This is a genomic window from Bradyrhizobium sp. B124 (genome assembly GCF_038967635.1).
Classification (GTDB): Bacteria; Pseudomonadota; Alphaproteobacteria; order Rhizobiales; family Xanthobacteraceae; genus Bradyrhizobium.
The window spans coordinates 7,391,674-7,412,125 of the sequence record NZ_CP152413.1 but is presented as its reverse complement, the minus strand read 5'-3'; the positions used below and the strand labels follow the sequence as shown (position 1 = coordinate 7,412,125).

Annotated in this window: 18 protein-coding genes and 5 pseudogenes; 4 read left to right on the top strand and 19 right to left on the bottom strand. The window is 63.6% G+C overall.

The genetic code is table 11. The features are described 5' to 3' along the window. Window positions 1–274: 274 nt before the first annotated feature. Together AAFG13_RS35240 and AAFG13_RS35235 are read left to right on the top strand one after the other, a co-directional pair. Window positions 275–502: pseudogene (locus AAFG13_RS35240) on the top strand (hypothetical protein); the annotation flags it as partial. Between the two features lie 88 nt (window positions 503–590). Continuing rightward, a pseudogene (locus AAFG13_RS35235) lies at window positions 591–836 on the top strand (hypothetical protein); the annotation flags it as partial. Window positions 837–896: 60 nt separating this feature from the next. On the opposite strand, the pseudogene AAFG13_RS35230 reads toward AAFG13_RS35235, so the two are convergent. The 10 genes and pseudogenes from AAFG13_RS35230 to AAFG13_RS35185 all read right to left on the bottom strand — a co-directional run. Further along, window positions 897–1,384: pseudogene (locus AAFG13_RS35230) on the bottom strand (type 2 isopentenyl-diphosphate Delta-isomerase); the annotation flags it as partial. An 83-nt stretch (window positions 1,385–1,467) separates the two neighbouring features. Beyond that, window positions 1,468–2,370, bottom strand: coding sequence for a hypothetical protein (locus AAFG13_RS35225; RefSeq protein ID WP_342709672.1), 903 nt, complete (start codon window positions 2,368–2,370; stop codon window positions 1,468–1,470). Then, window positions 2,367–3,917, bottom strand: coding sequence for a hypothetical protein (locus AAFG13_RS35220; protein ID WP_342709671.1), 1,551 nt, complete (start codon window positions 3,915–3,917; stop codon window positions 2,367–2,369). The genes AAFG13_RS35225 and AAFG13_RS35220 overlap by 4 nt, the downstream gene beginning before the upstream one ends. A 232-nt stretch (window positions 3,918–4,149) precedes the next feature. Further along, window positions 4,150–5,157, bottom strand: a complete 1,008-nt coding sequence (locus AAFG13_RS35215) for a polyprenyl synthetase family protein (RefSeq protein ID WP_342709670.1) — start codon at window positions 5,155–5,157, stop codon at window positions 4,150–4,152. A 144-nt stretch (window positions 5,158–5,301) separates the two neighbouring features. Beyond that, window positions 5,302–6,645: a cytochrome P450 gene (locus AAFG13_RS35210; RefSeq protein WP_342709669.1), complete on the bottom strand. Its 1,344-nt coding sequence runs from the start codon at window positions 6,643–6,645 to the stop codon at window positions 5,302–5,304. Continuing rightward, window positions 6,645–7,490: an SDR family oxidoreductase gene (locus AAFG13_RS35205; protein WP_342709668.1), complete on the bottom strand. Its 846-nt coding sequence runs from the start codon at window positions 7,488–7,490 to the stop codon at window positions 6,645–6,647. Before AAFG13_RS35205 ends, AAFG13_RS35210 begins: the two co-directional genes overlap by 1 nt. Beyond that, entirely contained in the window at window positions 7,477–7,785 is a 309-nt protein-coding gene (locus AAFG13_RS35200; RefSeq protein WP_342709667.1) for a ferredoxin, read from the bottom strand. The genes AAFG13_RS35205 and AAFG13_RS35200 overlap by 14 nt, the downstream gene beginning before the upstream one ends. Before the next feature lies 1 nt (window position 7,786). Then, the gene (locus AAFG13_RS35195) at window positions 7,787–9,076 is read right to left on the bottom strand and encodes a cytochrome P450 (protein ID WP_342709666.1); all 1,290 of its coding nucleotides are present in this window, start codon (window positions 9,074–9,076) and stop codon (window positions 7,787–7,789) included. A gap of 100 nt (window positions 9,077–9,176) precedes the next feature. Next, entirely contained in the window at window positions 9,177–10,379 is a 1,203-nt protein-coding gene (locus tag AAFG13_RS35190; protein WP_342709665.1) for a cytochrome P450, read from the bottom strand. 9 nt (window positions 10,380–10,388) lie between these two features. Further along, on the bottom strand, window positions 10,389–10,565 hold the full coding sequence (locus tag AAFG13_RS35185) for a hypothetical protein (RefSeq protein ID WP_342709664.1): 177 nt from the start codon (window positions 10,563–10,565) through the stop codon (window positions 10,389–10,391). Between the two features lie 594 nt (window positions 10,566–11,159). Here AAFG13_RS35185 and AAFG13_RS35180 point away from each other — a divergent pair. Beyond that, window positions 11,160–11,264, top strand: a pseudogene (locus AAFG13_RS35180) (DUF2235 domain-containing protein); the annotation flags it as partial. A gap of 270 nt (window positions 11,265–11,534) precedes the next feature. On the opposite strand, the pseudogene AAFG13_RS35175 reads toward AAFG13_RS35180, so the two are convergent. The 9 genes and pseudogenes from AAFG13_RS35175 to nifD form a co-directional block, all read right to left on the bottom strand. Next, window positions 11,535–12,071 (bottom strand): annotated as a pseudogene (locus AAFG13_RS35175) (DDE-type integrase/transposase/recombinase); the annotation flags it as partial. Between the two features lie 232 nt (window positions 12,072–12,303). Beyond that, window positions 12,304–12,603 (bottom strand): ferredoxin III, nif-specific, encoded by a 300-nt coding sequence (gene fdxB, locus AAFG13_RS35170; protein WP_342709663.1) that lies wholly within the window; start codon window positions 12,601–12,603, stop codon window positions 12,304–12,306. A 13-nt stretch (window positions 12,604–12,616) separates the two neighbouring features. After that, complete coding sequence (locus AAFG13_RS35165; RefSeq protein WP_342709662.1) at window positions 12,617–12,817, bottom strand: CCE_0567 family metalloprotein; 201 nt, start codon at window positions 12,815–12,817, stop codon at window positions 12,617–12,619. Between the two features lie 8 nt (window positions 12,818–12,825). Beyond that, window positions 12,826–13,287: a NifX-associated nitrogen fixation protein gene (locus AAFG13_RS35160; protein ID WP_342709661.1), complete on the bottom strand. Its 462-nt coding sequence runs from the start codon at window positions 13,285–13,287 to the stop codon at window positions 12,826–12,828. Between the two features lie 6 nt (window positions 13,288–13,293). Then, window positions 13,294–13,689 (bottom strand): nitrogen fixation protein NifX, encoded by a 396-nt coding sequence (gene nifX / locus AAFG13_RS35155; protein ID WP_342709660.1) that lies wholly within the window; start codon window positions 13,687–13,689, stop codon window positions 13,294–13,296. Then, on the bottom strand, window positions 13,686–15,095 hold the full coding sequence (gene nifN, locus AAFG13_RS35150; RefSeq protein WP_342709659.1) for a nitrogenase iron-molybdenum cofactor biosynthesis protein NifN: 1,410 nt from the start codon (window positions 15,093–15,095) through the stop codon (window positions 13,686–13,688). The genes nifX and nifN overlap by 4 nt, the downstream gene beginning before the upstream one ends. Window positions 15,096–15,103: 8 nt before the next feature. After that, window positions 15,104–16,750 (bottom strand): nitrogenase iron-molybdenum cofactor biosynthesis protein NifE, encoded by a 1,647-nt coding sequence (gene nifE / locus AAFG13_RS35145; RefSeq protein WP_342709658.1) that lies wholly within the window; start codon window positions 16,748–16,750, stop codon window positions 15,104–15,106. Window positions 16,751–16,848: 98 nt separating this feature from the next. Next, window positions 16,849–18,405: a nitrogenase molybdenum-iron protein subunit beta gene (gene nifK / locus AAFG13_RS35140; RefSeq protein ID WP_342709657.1), complete on the bottom strand. Its 1,557-nt coding sequence runs from the start codon at window positions 18,403–18,405 to the stop codon at window positions 16,849–16,851. Between the two features lie 67 nt (window positions 18,406–18,472). Next, a complete protein-coding gene (gene nifD, locus AAFG13_RS35135; protein WP_342709656.1) occupies window positions 18,473–19,975 on the bottom strand; it encodes a nitrogenase molybdenum-iron protein alpha chain in 1,503 nt (500 codons plus the stop codon). Between the two features lie 184 nt (window positions 19,976–20,159). Here nifD and AAFG13_RS35130 point away from each other — a divergent pair, with 184 nt between their 5' ends. Further along, window positions 20,160–20,444: a hypothetical protein gene (locus AAFG13_RS35130; protein WP_342709655.1), complete on the top strand. Its 285-nt coding sequence runs from the start codon at window positions 20,160–20,162 to the stop codon at window positions 20,442–20,444. Window positions 20,445–20,452 lie beyond the last annotated feature (8 nt).

The following is a 20,452-nucleotide window of genomic DNA, read 5'->3' as shown; positions in this document are numbered from 1 at the left end:
CGATGCACACGACGAGCCGAGAGCTCGAGTTAGAAGCTGGCCGCCTCTGCGACTCGCCCGCTTGCGCCGAGAGCGCGACTCCGTAGTTGTCGTGTCGCCCGCGGCTCCCGTCATGTGTCATAGGAGGTGCGAATGCGACGTGTGATCGGCATCGACGTCCACCGAAGCTTCGGGGAGGTGATGTTTTGGGAGGACGGCAAGCTCCGACATGCGAGCCGCATTGACATGACGCGGACTGCGCCGGAGGGGTTTGGCAAGACCCTGCCGGCTAGTGATGAGGTGGTGCTTGAGGCGACCGGCAACAGCATGGCGGTACTGCGAGGTTCTGGCGCCATTCGTGGCGCGGGTGATTATCGCCAATCCACTGCAGGTGAAGGCGATCGCCCAGGCTCACGTCAAGACCGACAAGATCGATGCCGGCACGCTCGCCACTTTGCAGGGGGCGAGGTACCTGCCGCAGATCTGGACGCCGGACGCGGAGACCGAACGCAGGCTGGTGGCGCGGCGCTACCAGGTCGTGCGGCATCGCATGCGGCTCAAGAACAAAGTGCATTCGATCGTGCACGCGCACCTGATTCCGAAGTGCCCGCATGCCGATCTTTTCAACGCCCGCGGCCGGGCGTGGTTGGCCGCTCAACAGTTGCCCGATGATGAGCGGGCAGCCGTCGATCGGCACGAGCGTGGGCTTGATCGGCTTGCGGAAGATCTGGCCCTGCTCGACCGAGAGATGCCGCAGGACGCAATCGAGGATTCCGCGGGTCAACAGATTGATGACGATCACTGGCGTGAATCTGGCGGTTGCCGAAGGGATCATGGCGGCGATCGGCGACAGCACCCGGTTCTACAGCCCGCAGAAGCTGGTGAGCTATTTCGGGCTGAACCCGCGGGTGCGGCAGTTCCTGCAGCGGATTGAGATGGACGATGAGCCCATCGGCCTCCAGCGCATCCACCGCCCGGCGCGTCAGGTCCAGGCCGTCGGCCTCGCGAAGTTGTGCGGCGCCGATATCGGCCAGCAAGGGAATGTCTGGAGCCAGGCGGCGCAGCGCGCGCGTCGGCCCTGGGAATTGCGGGATTGCGGGCTCACGCGCTGCGAACCGACGCACATGGCGATCCCCAAGGCTTGCGCTGCCTCGCTCAGATGCCGGTTGATGGCCTCGGCGCGTGGCATGCCGCCGGTCATGGAGCTGATCAGCAGCGGCGCGCGCATGGTCTTGCCCAGCAGCGAGGCGCTCAGGTCGATCTGCGTCAGGTCCAACTCGGGCCATGCGCAGTGTTCGAACCGGATGTACTCCCAGCCGGCGGCGACCGTGGCCGGCGCCGTTCGCCGATCCAGCACGAGGTCCAGATGGTCGTGCTTGCGCCGGCTCAGGGCGGTGTCGCTCATGCTCGTTCCATCGGTCGCATCGGGCGACGGCGTTGCGTCGGATCGGACCGACGGCAGCGCGCACGCCGCCGCCTCCCGCGCGTTCAGACCGGCGCACGCTGGCCTCCCCCCGCAGCGTCGCTGCGGTAGCGGCTGGTCGAGGTCTGGTAGTACTGCGCGCGGATGGCCGCCATGGCCTCGATCAACGGTCCCCACGGTGCGGGAAAGCGTTCTTCCGCCATCACCCGGTGCAGCATGCGCGTATGGCCGGCCAGCTCGTCGTTGAGGAACTCCACCACAGGCATAGCCGGATAGCGCTGCAGCAGCAGGATCGCCGCGTTGTCGGCCTCGCCGGCCGACCTGTCCTTGTCGCGTCCATGCAGATCGTTCTGCAGGCGCCCTATCGCAGAGATGAGCCGCAGGACCTGGCGAAACGCCGGACGCGCGCGCAAGGTCGCCATGTCCAGCCCCCACAGCAACGACAGGCAACAGAACACGTTCGCGTAGGCGATCGAATCGATTCCGTTGTGCAGGTACTCGGCGTAGGACCAGCGTTCCGCCCCTGCCGCCTGCGCGTGTCCGGCGCGCAGCGCCGCGCAGTAGCACCGGGTATCGTCGAGAAGCTGAGCATAGTCGCGACGATCGTAGGCGAGCGCGGCCAACGAAGCGCGCAGCACAGCGCAGCCCTCGAATCCGGGGAGCGCGCACGGCACGCCCTGCCCCAGCGCCTGCTCCACCGCGGCGAGCTGCTCAGGCGCGATCAGGCCAAGGTCGTTGCAATCGTCGAGCCAGAACAGCAGCGCCAGTTCGCGATAGAACGCCACGATCAGCGTTTCGTCCTGCGGATCGCGGCCGGTGCGGGCGCTGGTGTCGCGCAGGCTCGGGTGGATGCGCTGCAGGATGTACTGGCCGCCCCTGACCGCTTCCACGGCATGCTCGTCGGCGAACCCGGTCAGGGAACGCCCCCACTCCAGCACCTGCTGCAGCGCGCGTTCGGTCTGGATCATGGCGCCGCTCCCGCTCCCTTGGCCAGGACGCGCCGCCCCCAACGAAGCGCCAGCCACAACCCGGCGAGTTCGGCCACGCGCACGACCCGGGTGGGGCAATACAGTTCCTTGCCGATCCACAGCGGCGTCTGCGGCAATGCATGCGCCGCATGGCGGGCGAGCATCCACTCCAGCGCACGCGCCACCGCCTGCGCGATGCGCCGGCGCCCTGTCGGCTCTTCGCTCCCGTCCATCACGTGCAACGCGAACAGCGCATAGGCGGTTTCCTCGAATGTGGACGCGCGACCGGCGCCCCAGCCGCCGTCGTCGCGCTGCGCCTGCAGCAGCGCCGCCAGCGCGCGCTCGTCGCGCCACTGGGGCTTGCCTTGCGCCAGCGCAGCGACCGCATGCGCGGTGGGATACAGCCACGAAACGTGCCATTTTTCGTTGTCCCATAGACCGTGCGGGTTGCGATTGGCCTCGACGTAGGCGCTGGTGCCGGCGGCGGGCTTTCCCAACAGTCGCAACGCATGCAGGGCATGGATGTTGGTCGACACCGAGGCATTGCGTTCGCCGGGGAAGGTGACGAACAGCTCGCCGATTTCGAAATGGCGCAACGCATCGACCGCCGGGTCGCGGCCTGCAAGGCGCAGGACGCACAACGCAACGGCGGTGTCGTCCGCATCGGCCGCGAAGGGCAAGGCCGGGCCCAGACCGCGCACGCCCAGGCGGGCATCGAGCTGCGCGACGATCACGCGTACCGCCTCGGCGAGCGCGGGATGCGCGAACAGCCCGGCCAGATGCAGGGTGTACAGCGACCAGCATGGCTCGAACACATTGATCGGCCAGACGTTGGGAACGACACCTTCGATGCCGCTGCGCGTCGCCCGCGATGCCGCCTGCAGATACGCGTCGGCGCGCCCGACCTGCGGCGTGCTCCCCTGTGTCACGGCGTGCGCACGCCACGCGGCGGTGGCCGCCGGACTGATGCCGATGCTGCCGTCGTCATCCGGGCATGCGGTGGTCGGCGACGTCCCCCAGGCTTCCCAGGAGTGCAGCAACGGATGGCCGCTCGGCAACATCGCCACCGCCCCCAGCTTGACCAGGCACGCTTGCCGCAACGGCAACAGCGCCGGGTGGCGCGGAAACGCCACGCCGCCCAGCAAGGATGCGGCCTCGCCGCAAAACTGCGGCAGGATCAGCTCCGCGCCGATCGGCGCGTCTTCCGGCACCGCATGCAGGTACGGATCGGGCTGGCGCTGGAGGAACCGGGTTGCAGCCTGGACTGCGTCGGCAGCGCCGGGAAGAGGATCGGCACGCTGCAATGCCAGCAACGCCGCCCACGTGGGCGCATGGCGGAACAGCGGGAAGTCCGTGCTTCCCCATCCGCCATCGGCCTGTTGCTGCGCGATGAGCCACGCGTATGCGTCCTGCCGACCGGTGACGTTGCCGTGGAATTGCAGAGCTCGCGCCGTGTCGTAGACGGACGGACCGACGCTGCCGCCATCGCTCATCTCGCTCAGCAGGTGGCGCAATTCGGAAAGGATCTGTTCGCACAGCGCGTTCACGCGGGATGTTCTTTCTGCAGACGGTTGACGAGAACCAGGATCGGGCAGACGCCGCGCACGTCGCCGCGGGCCCGTCGCGGCCCGGCGCATGGGCAGCGCCGGACGGCCGCCCTGCTCCGGCGCGGCGACACGCCCCGATGCTGGCGCCGCGGACTCGGACACAGTGCAGCATGCACCGCTGCCGCCGGCCGATCGCAGCGGCACAGGGGCGACTCCATGCGAACGGGCGCGCTCATGCGCATGGCGCGTGCTTGAACAAATACGCGTTGGCCCGCTGCAGGATCTGCGCCAACCGTTCCGCACGCGGCCCCAGCGGGGCGATGGCCTCCCCGGCGTCGCGCAACAGATCCAGCACGAACTGGCGCGCTGCCTGCAGCCCCATGATCGACGCGCAGGTCGGCTTCTGCGCCGCCGCGTCCTTGCCGGGGGTCTTGCCCAGCGTCGCGGTATCCGCTGTCGCGTCGAGAATGTCGTCGACCACCTGCAACGCCAGGCCGAAACAGGCGCTGTAGCGATCGAGCGCACAGTACAGCGCAGCGTGCGTGGCATCCTCCGCGATGGCGCATAGCGCGCCCATGCGAACGGACGCGCGCACTAGCGCTCCGCTCTTCATCCGGTGCATCGCCACGATCCTGTCCAGCTCGACGTGCTTTCCAACCAGCGACAGATCGATGGCCTGCCCGCCTGCGGCACCCTTGGCTGACACCGCCTGCGCCAGTTCGCGCACGAGCACGATACGGTTGTCGCCCGGCGCATCCAGGCTCGCCAGGGTCAGGAAGGCGTGCGCCTGCAGCGCATCGCCGACCAGGATCGCAGTGGCTTCGCCGAACTTGACGTGCACGGTCGGAAGGCCGCGGCGAAGCACGTCGTCGTCCATCGCGGGCAGGTCGTCGTGGACCAGGGTACAGGCGTGCATCATCTCGATGGCGGCGCCGACGTCGTCGAGCATGTGCGCCGGCGTGTCGGCCAGTGCGCCGGCAGCCAGACAGAGCAAGGCGCGGGTGCGCTTCCCGCCATACAAGGTGGCATAGCGCATCGCCGCCATCAGCTCGGTCTCACCGTCGTCTTCGGCGCAGAGAAGACGCGCCAGCGCCTGTTCGACCCGCTTTGCGCCGTCCTGCATCCAGATCTCCGGCAGCAGCCTGCCGGATGCGCCGCGCGCCTGCGCGCCCAATCCGCCGAGCGCGGGAACGCCAGTTCGGTCGTCGTGTAGCGTGGAACAGGTCTGCATGTTGTTCATGTCCTTGTACCTGACAGGAGACGGCCACGGCGAGCGGCGAGCCGCCGCGGTGTTGCCGGCGTCGCACCGAGCGCGCGCGCCGAGTGCAGCAATGCCGCGCGTCGCCGGCGCCGTTGCCTCGCCACACGGGGCATGCGATGCCACTCATGAGAATCCGATGCGGATTGTCATGGACGGATGTGCGGTCGGGTAATAGCGCCGGCCTTTTTCGACGTCGCTCAGCAACCGCGGCCGCACCCCGGCCTTGTGCATGGTCAGCGCCAAGGCGATGCAGAACTGCACCAGTTCCAGCCATACCAGGTGGTAGCCAATGCAGACGTGTGGGCCGGTACCGAACTGCAGCATGTCCACCGGACGGATCGGCTCCGTGCGTTGCAGCCACCGCGCCAGGCGGAACTGATCAGGCGCCTCGTGCAGCAGCGCCGAGGTCGAGAAATGCACCAGCGGGATGCACAGATGGGTGCCCGCGGGAATGCGCCGTTGGCCGAGTTGCAATTCCTGCAGCGCGCGACGCGGCAGGAGCGTGGTCGCCGGATGCACCCGCAGCGTCTCGCGGAACAGCGCCTCGGCGACCGGACACTGCGCCAGGTCCGCGTGCCGGGTCGGCACCGCGCCCACGCGTTGCGCCTCCTCGACCAGGGCGTCCCACAGCACAGGCTGCCGCGCCAGCTCGATCACCATCCAGGCCATCGTCGAGGCGGTGGTGTCGTGACCGCCAAGCAGCAGCAAGCGGATATTGGCGACTAGGACGTCATCGGAGAGCGCATCGTCGCTGCGATCGAAGGCGCTCACCATGTCGTTGATCAACCCGGCGCGCGCGGCATGCGCGCGCGCGTCGCGGACGAACTGGCGCAACTGCGCGTCGATCCAGTTGCGGGCGGCGCGGCCGCGCCGCAAGGGCAGTCCGGGCAGGTCGACCCGGGGCGCGACGATCAACTGCAGCAGTTGCCGGTACTTGCGATGCCATCCCGGCAGGTCCTGCGCGGGGATTCCCATGAGGCTGAAGATGAGCTTGAGCGTCAGATCGCCGGTTTCGCGCAGGATGGTTACGTCGCCGCGGTCGCGCCACGCCTGCACCCGCGCCCGGATGACGGGCGCGAACAGGTTGCCGATGCCGGCCTCGGTCAGCCCCTTGGGCAGGAACGCCGCCTTGATCGCATCGCGCGCCTGCCGGTGCGCGCCACCGTCCTGGGCGACCATCGTTCCGCCAAGCAATTCGGGCGCGATCTCTTCGATCAGCGCCGAGGACACGTCCTTGTGCCGGAGCAATGCGAACGCATCCGGATCCATGCAGGTCATCTGGTGTCCGACAGGGCCGAAATTCAGCCAGAAGTAGCTGCCCAGCGTCCGTTCCGCGCGCCGCAGCAGGCGCGGCAGGTCGCAGACGATGGCGGGAAGATGCCCGACCAGGGGGAAAGCGCCGGGCAGCACCGGGATGTCGTGCCGCAGCCGGTGCCGACGGTCCAGCGGGTTGAGCAGCATGTCCATCAGGAACGCGGCGCCGCGGCCGCTTCGGCGGTGTCGCCGGCAGGCCGCGCGGCGCGGCTGTTGCCACCGTCGGCGTATGTCGGCACATGCGCCAGCATGCCGCCGTCGATGCACACGACCTGGCCGGTGATGAACGCAGCATCGTCGGAGAGCAGGAACGCCACCAGCGCGGCCACGTCCTCGGGGCGGCCGACGCGCGGCAGGAGCTGGTGCCGGCGCAGATGCCGTTGCATGCCCTCGTCCAGCTTGGCGAGGAGACGCTCGGTCATGATGAGACCGGGCGCAACCGCGTTGCAGCGGATCTGCGCATGACCGTACTGGGTGGCGAGCGAGGCCGACAACATGTTCATCGCCGCCTTCGACGCGGCGTAGGACGTGTGCGCGGTGTCAGCGCTAAGCCCCTGGCACGACGACATGTTGACGATCGCGCCACCGCCGCGGGCAATCATCCGTGGGATGGCCTGCCGGCAGCAGAGCAGCGTGCCGCGCAGATTGGTCGCCATGGTCTGATCCCAGACCGCCAGGTCCAGGTCGAGGATCGCGCGGTCGCGCGGGGTCAGGTGCATGGCGCTCGCGTTGTTCACCAGCAGGTCGACCCCACCGAGTTGCCGCTCCGCCGTCTCGAACAGCGCTGTCACCGCCTGCGCATCGGCGATGTCGATGGCCAGGGCCAGCGCGTGGCCCGCTTCGGCCGCGATCTGCGCGGCGCAGGCCATGGCCGCCGAGCCATCAATGTCGGCCACCACCACTCTGCCACCCTCGCGCGCGATGGCGAGGGCGCATGCCTTGCCGATGCCGGCGCCGGCGCCGGTCACCACCGCCACCTTGCCTTCAAACCGTCCCATGGTGTCCTCCTGGATTGCGTTGGTCTTTCGCGGCATGCCGCTCGGCCTCCGCCGGAGAAGGCGCAGGGTCGGCGCTGGCGCGCTCGTCATCGCCAGCGTCGCTTTCGATGACCCGAATGGCGGCGACCGGGCACTGGCTGGCCGCGAGCCGCACGGCGGCGTGCAGCGCCTGCGGGACCGTCGCCACGCACACTTCGGCCACGCCGTCCGGTTCGCGCTGGCGAAAGGTGCCCGGCAGCGACAGCACGCACTGCCCGGTGGTTCCGCACAGATCCTGGTCGACCACGACGCGCATCTCAGCCCCCCTGCGCATGCAGCCGCACCGGCAGCGCGCGGAACGTCCTAAGGAACGCGGAGGGCTCCCGGGCCGGCTGCTCGGCCAATGCCAGCGTAGGGAAGCGCGTCTGGATCCGCGGCAGGCTCTCGGCCAACTGCACCCGGGCCAGTTGCGCACCGAGGCAGAAGTGGATGCCGTGGCCGAAGCTCAGCATGATCTTTCCGCCGGTCGACATGCCAGGACTGGTGCCGTAAAACCGCGCGGGATCGAAGCGGTCGGGATCGGCGAAGGCGTCCGGGTCGCGATTGCCAGCCGCGACCAGCACGCGCACGTCCGCGTTCTTCGGGATCACCGCGCCGCGCAGTTCGATGTCGCGCTGGGCGATACGCGGAATGGAGCTGAACATAACGGGCGCGTCGCAGCGCAGGACTTCTTCGACGAATGCCTTCACCCCCACGGCGTCTCCCTGCAGCCAGTGCCGCTGTTCGGGATACGCCAGCATCGCCAGGACCGCATGGTCGATGGTCGCAGCAGTGGTGGCGAAGCCGCCCAGCAGCATGCCCCACAGCATGCCGATCAACTCCGCATCCGACAGCGTGTCGGCATCGTCGTCGTGTGCGCCGACCAGCATCGACACGATGTCGTGGCGGGGATCGGTGCGCTTGCGCGGTATGAGGTCGCCGAAGTAGGCCAGCACCCTGGCGCTGGCCGCGTCCGCCGCGGCGAGTTGGGGATCGCTGGCGTGCGGGCGCAGGCCTTCCAGAATGGCGCCGATGCCGGCGGCGAGCCCGAACATGTCGTCCGGGGGCATGCCGAACAGTTCGGCGAAGACCAACATGGGCAAGGCCAGCGCGAATTCCCGATGCAGGTCCACCGCCTCCCCGCGCTCCAGCGCGGGCGCCATGCCGTCCAAGCGCGCTGCGACGATGCGCGCGATGCTCGGCCGCAGGTTGTCGATCTGGCCCATGGTGAAATCGCGCGAGATCAGCCGGCGCAGACGCGTATGCGTCGGTGGATCCTTCATCGCTAGCGTGGACGCCAGCAGATTGAGCGACAGGCTGGTCGCCACACGTGGGAAATAGCGCGCCAGTTCGGCCGGCGCCGGCCCCCGAAGCGCATCGCCCGTGGCCTGGAGCGCCCAGCAGATGTCGGCGTGGCGGCTCAACAGAAAGAGGCCCGATGCCGCGCGATGCACCGGATCGTGCTCGCGCAACCACCGCATGAACGGATATGGGTCGTGGACGCACGCTGGCGACGCCAGTTCGGCGAAGGCGTCCCGGCATGCTGCCGTGGTTTCCTGCATGTCCATCTTGGTTACCTGTTGGCTGGCTGATCTGACCGGCGCACGCCAGGCGCATCGGCAAATTGCAAATTGCGGAGAAGATCGCGATCCCGGCGACGTCCGCGCATCACCAGTGCACCGGGAACTCCTCGAACCCGCCAGTGATGATCTCCTTGCGCAACTTCAGTTCTTCGGGCGCCACGGCCAGGCGCAGCGCGGGAAAGCGCTGGAAGATCGAACCGAACACCACCTTGAGTTCGAGCCTGGCCAGCGCCACGCCGGTGCAATGGTGCGGCCCGTAGGAGAACGCCAGGTGCGGCTGTCCATCGCGTCCGATGTCGAAGATTTCCGGGTCGTCGAAATGGCGCGGATCGAACGAGGTCGCCGGCAGGCCGACCAGCACCTTGCTCTCCGCGGGAATATGCACGCCCGCGATGGTCACGTCGGTCCTTGGATAGCGCATGATGCCGTCCCAGCCCGCGCCCGGCGGGTACATGCGCAGAATTTCCTCCACCGCCCTGTCCACCAGGGATGGATCGGCGACCAGGCGTTCGCGCTGTTGCGGATGCCGGAGCATGGCCAGCAGGCCGAATTCGATCTGCGCGACGGTGCTCTCGTGACCTGCCACCAGCATGCCCGCCGCCAGGCCGATCGCCTCTTCCTCGGTCGCCTTGCCCTGGTCGACCGCCGCGAGCAAATCCGTCAGCAGGTTGTCGCCCGGATCCTGGCGCTTGTCCTGCATCTTGCAGCCAATGTAGGCGCGCAGCTCTTCCCAGGCCAGGCGTGACGCGCTGCGCGGGCCGCTTTCATGCTGGTGAGTCATCACCTCGTCGGACAGCCCGGCGAAAAAGGCGTGATCCTCGTAGAGCACGCCCATCAGCGCGCTGATGACCATGGCCGGAAGCGGAAAGCAGAGGTGGCGCCGCAGGTCGGCGGGCTGGGGCTGGGCCGCCAGCGTCTCGAACAACTGCGCGGCGATCGCCTCGACCTGCCGCGCGAGCCGCTTCACCCTGTGGTCGCTGAAGGCCGGCGCCACGATCGTGCGCAACCGGGCATGCTCGGCCCCCTCGTGCGAGACCAGCCACCCCGGCGAACCGAGAACCACCGAATCCGGGGTGAATGCCGCCGGCGGCATTCCCGCGGGCCGGAACGCCGCGTCGGACAGCACCGCCTTGGCCTCGTCGTAGCCCGTCACCCACCAGCCTTCGTGCCCGGACGGGAAGCGCACGCGGTGGAGCGGACCGTTGGCGCGCAGCGCCAACATCTCAGGCGAGGGCTCGATGTGATCGACGCGCCACATCGGCAGCGTCGGCAAGGGTTGTTCGGGCATGGTGGCACTTCACTCTCTAAGCGATGGAAGGGCGGCAAGTGACCGGCAGGCGCTGCGGGCAGCGAATGACGCAAGACGGCATGTCGACGACTCCTCCGCGGCGATGGTCAGCGCCAGATCCTCCAGCCGCACGAACAGCGCGGTAAAGGCGCATCGCAATTCCAGGCGCGCCAGCGCAGCGCCCATGCAGAAATGCGGCCCTAGCCGAACGACAGGTACGGGTTGTGCCGCCGGGTGACATCGAACCTGTCGGCATCGCCATAGATCGACTGACCGTAAGGATTGGTGAAGGAGGTTCGACCGTACCGCCACCGACGTGTCCGCCAATGTAGCCTCCGGACCAGTCCCACACCGCCGGTGGCAGTTTCACTCCTGGCTCAAGGTCTGCCGCTTTGGTTGCACCGCTCGCGACGAGCGCATTTGTTGTGGCTCCCAAAGAAGAACTCTAGATCGCATCCAACGCTTCCCTGCATTTTCTCGGTCCACAACTGCGCGCCAAGTCATTGCCAGAGCAAGCCGTCGGAACGGACCAGACGTGAACAGCGACGCGCGCCGTGTCCGTCCCGAAGACCATCGCACTGCGATTGGTGATGATGCCGTGAACAGAGCAAATCGCGTGCCAAAGTGAATTCGCAGGCTCAGCAGGCACTTTGTAGCGGCGCGTAGTGTCAGGTTTCTGGCATTGAGTCTCAATGCCGACAACCGGCAAAGCAAGTGCCCGACAAAGGCCTGCTCTCGCGCTGAATGTGCGGGGCAGCCCTTGCGCGATATTTCAAGCATCCGGATTGGCTGCAGCAGGTGTGGTTCGCCGGAAACCACTCCGATGTCGGCGGTAGCTTTCCGGAAAACGAAGCCCGCCTCTCCGACATCTCGCTGTGTTGGATGGCGCATGCGGCCGAGAACTTTCCCGACGGCAAGACGCCCAGACGGCTTCGGCGTCAAGGTAGACGATAGCTTCCTGAAGCTGAATCCGGATCCGCTTGGTCCATACCGCGACGAGCGCGAACCCCGTCGCTTGCGGGGGCAAGTCAAGTGGACCGAAGGGTCACGTCAAGTGCAAAGCTAGGCAGTCCCTCATCCGGCGGGCTTGAGCGCTTCGCCGCGAAGCGGGCGCGTCAGGAACGGGGTGCCTATAGGCCCAGGACGCTGGTTCGCGACCTTCGAGCTGAAGGAGGCGCTTCTCAAAGGTTCGAGGTTCGGCGATAGCGCTTGTCATGGAGATGTCGCGCCAAGTCGCAAAGGTCGGCAGTAACGGCTCCGGGATAGGGGACGTGGAAAAGGTTCGCGACCTGATCGTGAACTGACAGAAACCGTTGAGCGTGATGGGACGATTTTGAAACGCTCGATGATCCGCTCGCTCTTCGGCAAGATCAAGACGTCGAGAACGAAGCCATTCTGGTCGACAGCGCGCCAGAGCCAATGTTGCTCGCCCGCGATCGAGATAGCGACTTCGTCCAGATGCCATTTGTCACCGCGAGCGGGAGCGCGCTGGCGTATCCGACCGGAGAACGCCTTGCCGAATTTCCGTCCCCACTGGCGCCCGGTCTCATAGGTCACGCCAATGCGCGCCGCCAGCATTTCCTCGACCATGCGCAAGCTTGAGGGAAACCGGAAATACAACCAAACGGCATCACTGATCACTTCCGGTGGGAAGCGATGGCGGCGATAAAGAGGGTCCCGGATGGTCGGCATGCCCGTTGTCTGCCCCCTCGGCCGCTCTAATTCGTTAACTTGACGGTGCCGTGCTATGTGCTTGCCTTGCCGATTAAGCAGGATTAGCCGCGACGTCTCCGCTCGCTCCGTCTTGACAAACGAGGCCATCAGAGCGCGTGGGCAAAATCTCCGTTGCGGGTTCACGTGATCAACAATGGGTCCATCCCCTCCCACATTTCGCGTCTGCCGCGAGAGGGACCCGGCCGGTCGGTCAGGCTGCTTCAGCTGTGGCTGAAACGTGAGTCTGGCAGTTGGCCGGGCAAACCCTGGCGCAGGCGCCGCAGCCGATGCAGGCGCCCTGATCACTCAGAACCATGATCTTCTTTTCGATCTCATCGTCCTCGTCATCGCCGAGGTCGACAAGTTCGCCTTCCTCGTTGATTCCTTTCAACGTCATGACATCGCGGCCGCACACCTTGAAACAGCGCCCACAGCCGATGCACTTCTTGGCATCGATTGAGATCAGATAGTCTGGCGTCCAGTCGCGGCCATCGCGCGTTGCAAATGACATAAGTAGGGCCTCTCTAGGTATTTTCCAGCGACTTTAAATCATGGCTCTTGCGCTCGAGTTCGGCAAAAGCATCGTGCGCCTTCTGCGCCACAGCCATGATCGAGGTCCAGTTGATGGGCAATTCTTCCGAAAGGTCGTGCAGATCCATTTTGGCTTGCAGCGCTTTGCTCGACAGCTTCTTCAGTTCTGCCTTCAGTGTTTCACGATCGCTCATGAGTGCCCTCAGTAATTCGCCACATCTGGAAATTTCCGGATCAGGTCGACCCCGTCCCTGACATATTTGTCACCCTCCTGCGCGAGCTTTGCGAGGTTATCGAAGCCGAAGCGATGCACATCGCGCAGTTGCTTGTTCACGGCGATCAACCGGCCTCCGATCAGCACCATGCGGCCAAAGCCTTCATGATGCATCTTCAGGATCGGCTGGATCATCACGCCGGTGACCCGTTCGATCGAGAGTGCGACCGCATTGAAGAACAGCTCCAGCCGCCACAGCGTATCGGGATCAGGATCGCCGACAATCGGCAATGCGCGCCGCTTCTCCTTGTCCAGGATATAGGGTTCGAGCAGTTCGAGATCGCTCTTGGCCTCCCAGGCTCCGTTGGTATCCTCGGCGCGACAAATCTGGACTAGCTCCCTGAGGAACGGCAAATCGACGGCACTGCCCTGCTCTATTTCTGCGGTCATATCATCTCATTCGTCGAACTCGAAAGTGCGCCGTTGGTCCCTCGCCATGACCTTGCGTAGCCAGGGAGGTGGAGTTCCCTTCAGGACACGCTCGAGCTTTTCGAGCAGCACTAGGATGTCTTCTGGCTTGTTCACCTTGATAGGGTGGATCTTGTTGGCGACCACCCGCGCAGCGCCGGCACCGCCAATAGCGGCGACGTAAAGGATTGCGCAATCCTTAATCGCCTCGATCTTCGGCGCCAACTTGTCGTCGTTGCCGTCTTCCTTGAGATCGCCCTCAAACTCAACCGCTTTGAGAAACACGTGCCCGCTTGGCGCGACATCGTAGATAGCGATATTCTTTGCCCAACCAAAATGGGCATCGACGCGTCTTAGGTCTTGAGTGGCGAATGCGACCTTCATGCAATGGACCTCTCGGCTGCACCGATGGAGCTGCGGTGCCCGGATTTCGGTGGCGGTGCGGCCGCAGCCCGCCATCTGTCCGGTGTAGGCTGATGGTTCCCCTCGCGGTCCGCGATCACGAGATTGGCGATGTCGAAGATCAAATCGCGCGTACCACGATAACCGACGGATAATTGGTGTCCTGCGCCAAGTCGATCGAACATCGGAAACCCCACACGATAGAACGGGATTTTCAGCCGAGCCGCCGCTTGCCTGCCGTGCGAATGCGTGATCAGCAAGTCGCAATGCTTGGTTCTGGCAAGCTCTTCCAGATCTCCAAGATCGCCAATTAGCACCTGCTTGGTTTTGATCCGCTCGATCACCTGCGACGGCGTGGTCGTTACGGCCGCGCACACCTGCGCACCCATGTCGTGCAGCATACTGGAGAGATCAAATAAGAGATCCGGCTCTGCGGCGATCGCGAGTCTGCGACCGCCAATATGGAAGTGTGTGTCCAGCATCGCGTCGGTGAGCTGGCCGCGCTGGCGCCGATATTTCAATGGTACGGGCCGACCGCTGATCTCGCTTAAAAACGTCATGAATTCGTCGTTCGGACCGAGGCCGCACAGCCGCTCGAAGAGGCGAAATGGCACGCCACTCTTGGCCTGCATGGCCTCTGCCGCGCGCCGCATCTGCCCGCCGATTGCTATCGTCCACCCGGCGCGGCCCATGCTCGCAATTTCGTCGACGCCGATGCCGCCGATGGTCGTTGCCGTAAACTCATCGGGGATATGCCCATCGAGCGATCCCGCCAGATCAGGCAGGAAGGACGGCCGCAACCCAAAATCCTCCAGAATGACACGGAGTTCGTCAACATCACCCGGCGTGAGGTGACATCCTGGAAGAACATTCACTCGCGAGGGATCGCGAAGGCCATTGACGTGGGGCCGCTCCACCAACAACTCCACGATGCGCGCCACAGCCTTCTCCCAGCCGTCCTGGAACGCACCCTTGAAATCGGGCGTCGAGACATAGACCAGCGCCAATTTCGCGAGTTGCGGATGCTTGTCCCGGATGAGCTTGAGGTAGGCGTCCACATCGTCGCCATTGGTCTCGGTGACACCGGTCGAGCAGATCCCGATGATCTTTGGCTTGGCGCGGTTGTAGATATTCAGTATCGCCTGCTCGAGATTCTCGTAGCCGCCGAGCACGGTCGAGACCTCGCTCATCGCGGTGGTCTGCAGCGGTACGGCCTCCCTGAAATGCCGCACAAAGAGCGTGAGCCCGAAGGAAGTGCACCCTTGCGAGCCGTGCAGAAGCGGCATCGCCTCACGCAGCCCCATGAAGGCGAATGCGCCGCCGATCGGCTGGCTCATCTTCAGCGGGTTGACCGCACAGGCTTTTGTCGGCGCCGTGACGATGGCCATGACGCCTCCTATTCTGTGGCCTGTAGCATGGCAGATGGCGAGGACACCAAGATCCCCTCGATACGTCTCTTGCAGCAACCGCCGACCGCATTAGTGTACTCTCTGACTGCCTCGACGGTCCTCAGATCATGCCCGTAGATCGCATCCTCGATCGTGCCGAGATCGACCGTGTTACAGAAGCAGATCTTCCTCGCGCGCCGCGCCGTTTCGGCGAGCGCCGGATCGCGGGCAATCCCCGCCACCGGCGATTGCATCTGTACCTTCGCCCGGGCCAAGGCCTCCCATGGCGCCGGCCGACGTAGCTGCTCCCACATCGGATTGGAGAGCGACTTATCGATCTCCTCCACTAGTTTGACCACACCGACATAGCCCATATAGGCGTGGCAACGCTCCTGGTTGATATCAAGCCAGGGCACCGCCGCTTTCAGCGCGACGAACTGCGATTTGCCGCCCGATAGCATGATGTCCGCTTTTGCGTCCTTCAACATCTTGTCCATTTCCCCCGGCGTCATATCCTCGATCATGCGGGCATCTTGCCCCACAAGCTCCCTGATGCGTTGCTTGTCCTCCTTTGTCGACTTCTTCACACTGGTTCCGACCAATTCGAGCCCGGCTTCCTGCAGTGCGGCGACGACCGACCACGACTTGACGCCGCCGGTAATCAACAAAGCCTTCTTGCCTTTCAAACGTGGCTGGTATGGCTCGATCGCGGCCCAGGCCCGCGCTTGCTCGCGCGCGATCACCGCTTCGGTGCGCCCGAGCAGATCCTTCGGTGCGCCGCGTTCAACCAACAAGCGGGCAATCTGACGCAGCGAATCGCTTGAATCCTGGATACCGTAGAACGACCCTTCGAAGAACGGGATCCCGTAGCGTTCCTCCATCTTGCGTGCGACGTTGATCATGGCCTTTGAGCACACCAACATCGCCGCCCGCGCGCGATGGGATGAAGCGACCTCGCCATATTTGCCATCGCCCGAGATGCAGGAGAGAATCCGGATTCCGAGCTCATCTAGCAACGGCTTCACTTGCCAGAGCTCTCCCGAGAGATTGTATTCTCCGATCAGGTTGATATCGTACGGCGTGGTGCAGTCCGGCTCCCGCGTTCCGATTACATGGTCGAGCAGGGCCTCGCCGGCGAGCTTGTTACCGAGGTTCTTGGAACCAACGAACCCCGGGGAGTTGATCGGGATCACCGGCTTGCCGAACCTTTTGGATGCCGCCTTACAGACGGCGTCGATGTCGTCACCGATCATCGCCGGGATGCAGGTCTGATAGACGAAGATGGCGGGCGGGTCGCGCTTGTCCACGATTTCCTTGATCGCTTTACAAAGTCGCTTCTCGCCTCCAAATACGATATCGGTTTCGTTCATGTCGGTTGTGAATGCGGTGCGCCACAGATTCGAGCCGGAAGACACGGCGCCGCGATTGTCCCAGGAGTTGCCTTCACACGCGATCGGACCATGCACCAGGTGAGCGACGTCGGTAAACGGCTGCAGCGCAATCTTGGCGCCGTCGAAGGCACAGCCGCCCGCAGCACTGCCCGGCTGCAGCTGCTTAGTGCAGCCCTTCTTGCGCTCAGCCTCCGACTTACTGCCATTCCTGGCGCAGCCGGGCTCGTCAAAAATATTCTGGACCGTGGCCGCTAGCGAATTCATCCGTTTTTCCTCTCAGCCGAAGCCAATTGCGAGGTCATCCATCGTGCGCCTGTGCCATCGTCGAGTGTTTTCGGCGATGGCACGCGCACTGTTCGTCATCAACGAATGATGTCGAAGCTGTAGTCAGTTTTGCCAAGAACATTGGTCTTCTTGTCGATTTCGTCGAAGATCTTGTCGAGGATCTTCACCAGCACATTCAGGCCGCCCTGATAACCCCAAACAGGGGAGCGGTGATGGTGATGCCGATCAAAAACCGGAAAGCCGATGCGGATCAGTGGCGTTCCGGTGTCACGCTCGAGATACTTGCCATAGGTGTTGCCAATCAGAAGGTCGACCGGTTCGGTGAACAAGAGCGAGCGCATATGCCAGAGGTCCCGGCCCGGATAGGACTGGCAGCTCTGCCCGAACGGTGAGCTTGCAAACAGCGCCTGCATTTTTTCCTGCCACGCCTTATTGCCGTTGGTCGACAGCACATGGGTCGGCTCGGCGCCAAGTTCGAGCAGAAAGGCGGCCAACCCATAGCAGAGATCTGGATCGCCGTAGATCGCAAACTTCTTGCCATGGATATGCGCGCTGGAGTCGGCGATGGCATCAACCAAGCGGCCACGCTCTCGCGCGAGTTGCTCCGGGATCTCCTTGCCGCTGATGCGTGATAATGCCACGAGAAAGTCATCCGTTGCGGATACGCCCACCGGGTAATTGAAAGACACGACGTGCTGACCATGCTCGGATACAAACGGCAGCGTTTTTTCCGTACACCACTGCTGCATGGAGATTGTCGCCTTGGCGTGAACCGCGTTGGCCGCGTCTTCCAACGTGGTGCCGCCGTCATACATGCGGAACTCGCCATCTGTCGGGGTATCGAAGACTTCAGAATTATCGGCCAGTATCGTGTGTTGGATGCCCATCAATGCCATGATGCGCTTGATCTCGCGAAGGTTTCCAACGGTGTAGCCATCGAACCCGCCAATGATGTTGATTGCCTCGTTTGGCTTGCGCTCTAGCTTTGGCACGGTTCCGGCCTTGCCGTCCCAAAAATGCTCCAGAATGCCCTTGAGCGCGTTGTCATAGCCGGTGACGTGGCTGCCGACGAACGCTGGTGTGTGCGCGAACGGCACATCGAACTCCGCCGGAACCGAGCCTTTCTCCTTCGACGTCTTGATGAAGGCGTTGAGGTCATCGCCGATCACCTCAGCCATGCAGGTCGTGGAGACCGCAATCATCTTGGGTTTGTACATGTTGTAGCTGTTGGCGAGGCCGTCGATCATGTTGTTCAGGCCGCCAAATACAGCAGCGTCTTCCGTCATCGACGAAGAGACGCAGGAGCTCGGCTCCTTGAAGTGCCGCGACAGATGGCTGCGGTAATAGGCCACGCAGCCTTGCGAGCCGTGAACGAATGGCAGCGTGCCCTCAAAGCCAACCGAGGCGAATACGGCGCCAAGCGGCTGGCAGGCCTTGGCCGGATTTACCGCCAGTGCCTCCCGCGCAAAATTCTTCTCGCGGTATTCCGGTGTTTTCGTCCATTCCTTGATACGTTCGACCTCGGCGGGATCGCGGGGATTCTCGAATATTTTCTTGGTGGCCAGCATCTGCTGGTATTCTGGACCGCGGAACAGTTCGAGATGATCGAGCACGTGTTCTGCACTCTGCGCCATTGTAAAGATCCTTCACTATCGAAATTGGTATCGCCCAAGCTCTCCGCAGGGAGCGAGATTAGTTGCTTTATTCCGCAGCCAAGAGCCTGGCTTTCGGCGCTTCTTTCCAGGGCGCCTTCGTCTTCTTCCAGACCGGCGAGTTGACAGCCATGTCCATGTCGCGTGCGAAGATCGCAAAGCCGTCATAACCGTGATATGGGCCCGAATAGTCCCAGGAATGCATTTGCCGGAATGGCACACCCATCTTTTGGAAGACATATTTTTCCTTGATGCCCGAGCCGACCAGGTCGGGCTGGAGCTTTTCGACGAAGCGCTCGAACTCATAGCCGTTGACGTCGTCGTAGATGAGCGTGCTGTCCTTTACGTAGTGCTGGGCGGTGCGCTGATAGTCATCGTTGTGGCCGAACTCGTATCCGGTGCCTACGACTTCCATCCCGAGGTCCTCGTATGCGCCAATCACGTGACGCGGACGAAGTCCGCCGACGTACAGCATCACCGTCTTGCCCTCCAGGCGAGGGCGATATTTTGCGATCACGGCGTTCACCAGCGGCTGGTACTTTTCAATCACCCGCTCGGCGCCTTCCTTAATCTTATCGTCGAAATAGCCCGCAATCTTGCGCAGCGATTCTGCGATCTTTGAAGGTCCGAAGAAGTTATACTCGCACCAGGGGATACCGAACTTCTCTTCCATGTGGCGGGAGATGTAGTTCATGGAACGGTAGCAATGCAGAATGTTGAGCTTTGCCTTCGGCGTTGCCTCGAGCTCGGCGAGTGAACCGTCACCGGACCACTGCGCAATCACCCGCAGTCCCATTTCCTCCAGCAGAATTCGCGACGACCAGGCGTCACCGCCAATATTGTAATCTCCGATGATCGCAACATCGTACGGCGTCGGCTCGAACTTTGATTTACCCTCGGGCTCGAGCTTATCGAAAATCCAGTCGCGCACCGCATCATTGGCAATGTGGTGGCCGAGCGACTGCGACACGCCGCGAAAGCCCTCACAGCGGACCGGTACGATGGTCTTGCCGTCAAATTCCTTGGATTTCGCTCTCGACACCGCCTCGATGTCGTCCCCGATCAGTCCGATCGGGCATTCCGACTGGATAGTGATGCCGTGGTTGAGTGGGAAAAGCTCCTGAATTTCGTCAATGACTTTGACCAGCTTCTTGTCGCCACCAAATACGATATCCTTTTCCTGGAAGTCGGAGGTGAATTGCAGGGTCACGAAACTATCGATGCCCGTCGTGCCAACGTAATAATTGCGCCGCGAGCCCCAGGAATACTGACCGCAGCCAACCGGGCCATGGCTGATATGGACCATGTCCTTGATCGGTCCCCAGACCACCCCCTTGGACCCTGCATAGGCGCAGCCTCTGATGGTCATCACTCCGGGTATGGATTTGATGTTGGACTTGACCCCGCAGTCGGACTTTCCGGCTTGGTGAACGTTGAGGTGCTTGGCGCGCCGTTTCGCGGTCTTCTCCGGATAGACCTTCAGCACCTCCTCAATCAGCTCTTTATTCCGAGCCCTGATTTCTGCGATGCTCTGGGTCGTGGCGAGACTCATGCTGATGTCCTTCAAGGGTTAGCTATTGGGAGAGCGACTTCTTGACCAGGACTTTTGCAACGAGCATGCCAGTGCGGCGTGAGCACAAAAAGCCGAATGATTGAAATCGATTAGGGCGTTTCGTGGTCCGGGACTGGGTATTGTTGCTAACGCGACATCGCGCTTTGCCCGGAGAACCCTTCGTTTGGTCCTGTTCGAAATGGAACAAGGGCTGGCTATACGTGAAATTGCACCGCACGATTTACGGCGTGCGGGCCGCCGTTCGCTGTACTTCGCGATCACGCTGGCGGGAGAGCAGTCCCGCAACGAGGAAAACCACCCGCAAGGCCGGCTGGCCGACTGCGGGCCTGCCAATGCCATCTATGCTTGCCGAGACCTGCAGAGACTTACCTCTGCGATGACGATGATATCCCATGGGCATGACCTCATCATCATTCCGAGGTCAATACAAACTGGCCTAGCCACTTAGACGTGGCA

Excerpts from the sequence above, each read along its gene's own strand:
- AAFG13_RS35225 (WP_342709672.1), bottom strand. The coding sequence starts at position 2,370 with ATGATCCAGACCGAACGCGCGCTGCAGCAGGTGCTGGAGTGGGGGCGT.
- AAFG13_RS35215 (WP_342709670.1), bottom strand. The coding sequence starts at position 5,157 with ATGAACAACATGCAGACCTGTTCCACGCTACACGACGACCGAACTGGC.
- AAFG13_RS35210 (WP_342709669.1), bottom strand. The coding sequence starts at position 6,645 with ATGGACATGCTGCTCAACCCGCTGGACCGTCGGCACCGGCTGCGGCAC.
- AAFG13_RS35205 (WP_342709668.1), bottom strand. The coding sequence starts at position 7,490 with ATGGGACGGTTTGAAGGCAAGGTGGCGGTGGTGACCGGCGCCGGCGCC.
- AAFG13_RS35200 (WP_342709667.1), bottom strand. The coding sequence starts at position 7,785 with ATGCGCGTCGTGGTCGACCAGGATCTGTGCGGAACCACCGGGCAGTGC.
- AAFG13_RS35195 (WP_342709666.1), bottom strand. The coding sequence starts at position 9,076 with ATGGACATGCAGGAAACCACGGCAGCATGCCGGGACGCCTTCGCCGAA.
- AAFG13_RS35190 (WP_342709665.1), bottom strand. The coding sequence starts at position 10,379 with ATGCCCGAACAACCCTTGCCGACGCTGCCGATGTGGCGCGTCGATCAC.
- AAFG13_RS35185 (WP_342709664.1), bottom strand. The coding sequence starts at position 10,565 with ATGGGCGCTGCGCTGGCGCGCCTGGAATTGCGATGCGCCTTTACCGCG.
- fdxB (WP_342709663.1), bottom strand. The coding sequence starts at position 12,603 with ATGTCATTTGCAACGCGCGATGGCCGCGACTGGACGCCAGACTATCTG.
- AAFG13_RS35165 (WP_342709662.1), bottom strand. The coding sequence starts at position 12,817 with ATGAGCGATCGTGAAACACTGAAGGCAGAACTGAAGAAGCTGTCGAGC.
- AAFG13_RS35160 (WP_342709661.1), bottom strand. The coding sequence starts at position 13,287 with ATGACCGCAGAAATAGAGCAGGGCAGTGCCGTCGATTTGCCGTTCCTC.
- nifX (WP_342709660.1), bottom strand. The coding sequence starts at position 13,689 with ATGAAGGTCGCATTCGCCACTCAAGACCTAAGACGCGTCGATGCCCAT.
- nifN (WP_342709659.1), bottom strand. The coding sequence starts at position 15,095 with ATGGCCATCGTCACGGCGCCGACAAAAGCCTGTGCGGTCAACCCGCTG.
- nifE (WP_342709658.1), bottom strand. The coding sequence starts at position 16,750 with ATGAATTCGCTAGCGGCCACGGTCCAGAATATTTTTGACGAGCCCGGC.
- nifK (WP_342709657.1), bottom strand. The coding sequence starts at position 18,405 with ATGGCGCAGAGTGCAGAACACGTGCTCGATCATCTCGAACTGTTCCGC.
- nifD (WP_342709656.1), bottom strand. The coding sequence starts at position 19,975 with ATGAGTCTCGCCACGACCCAGAGCATCGCAGAAATCAGGGCTCGGAAT.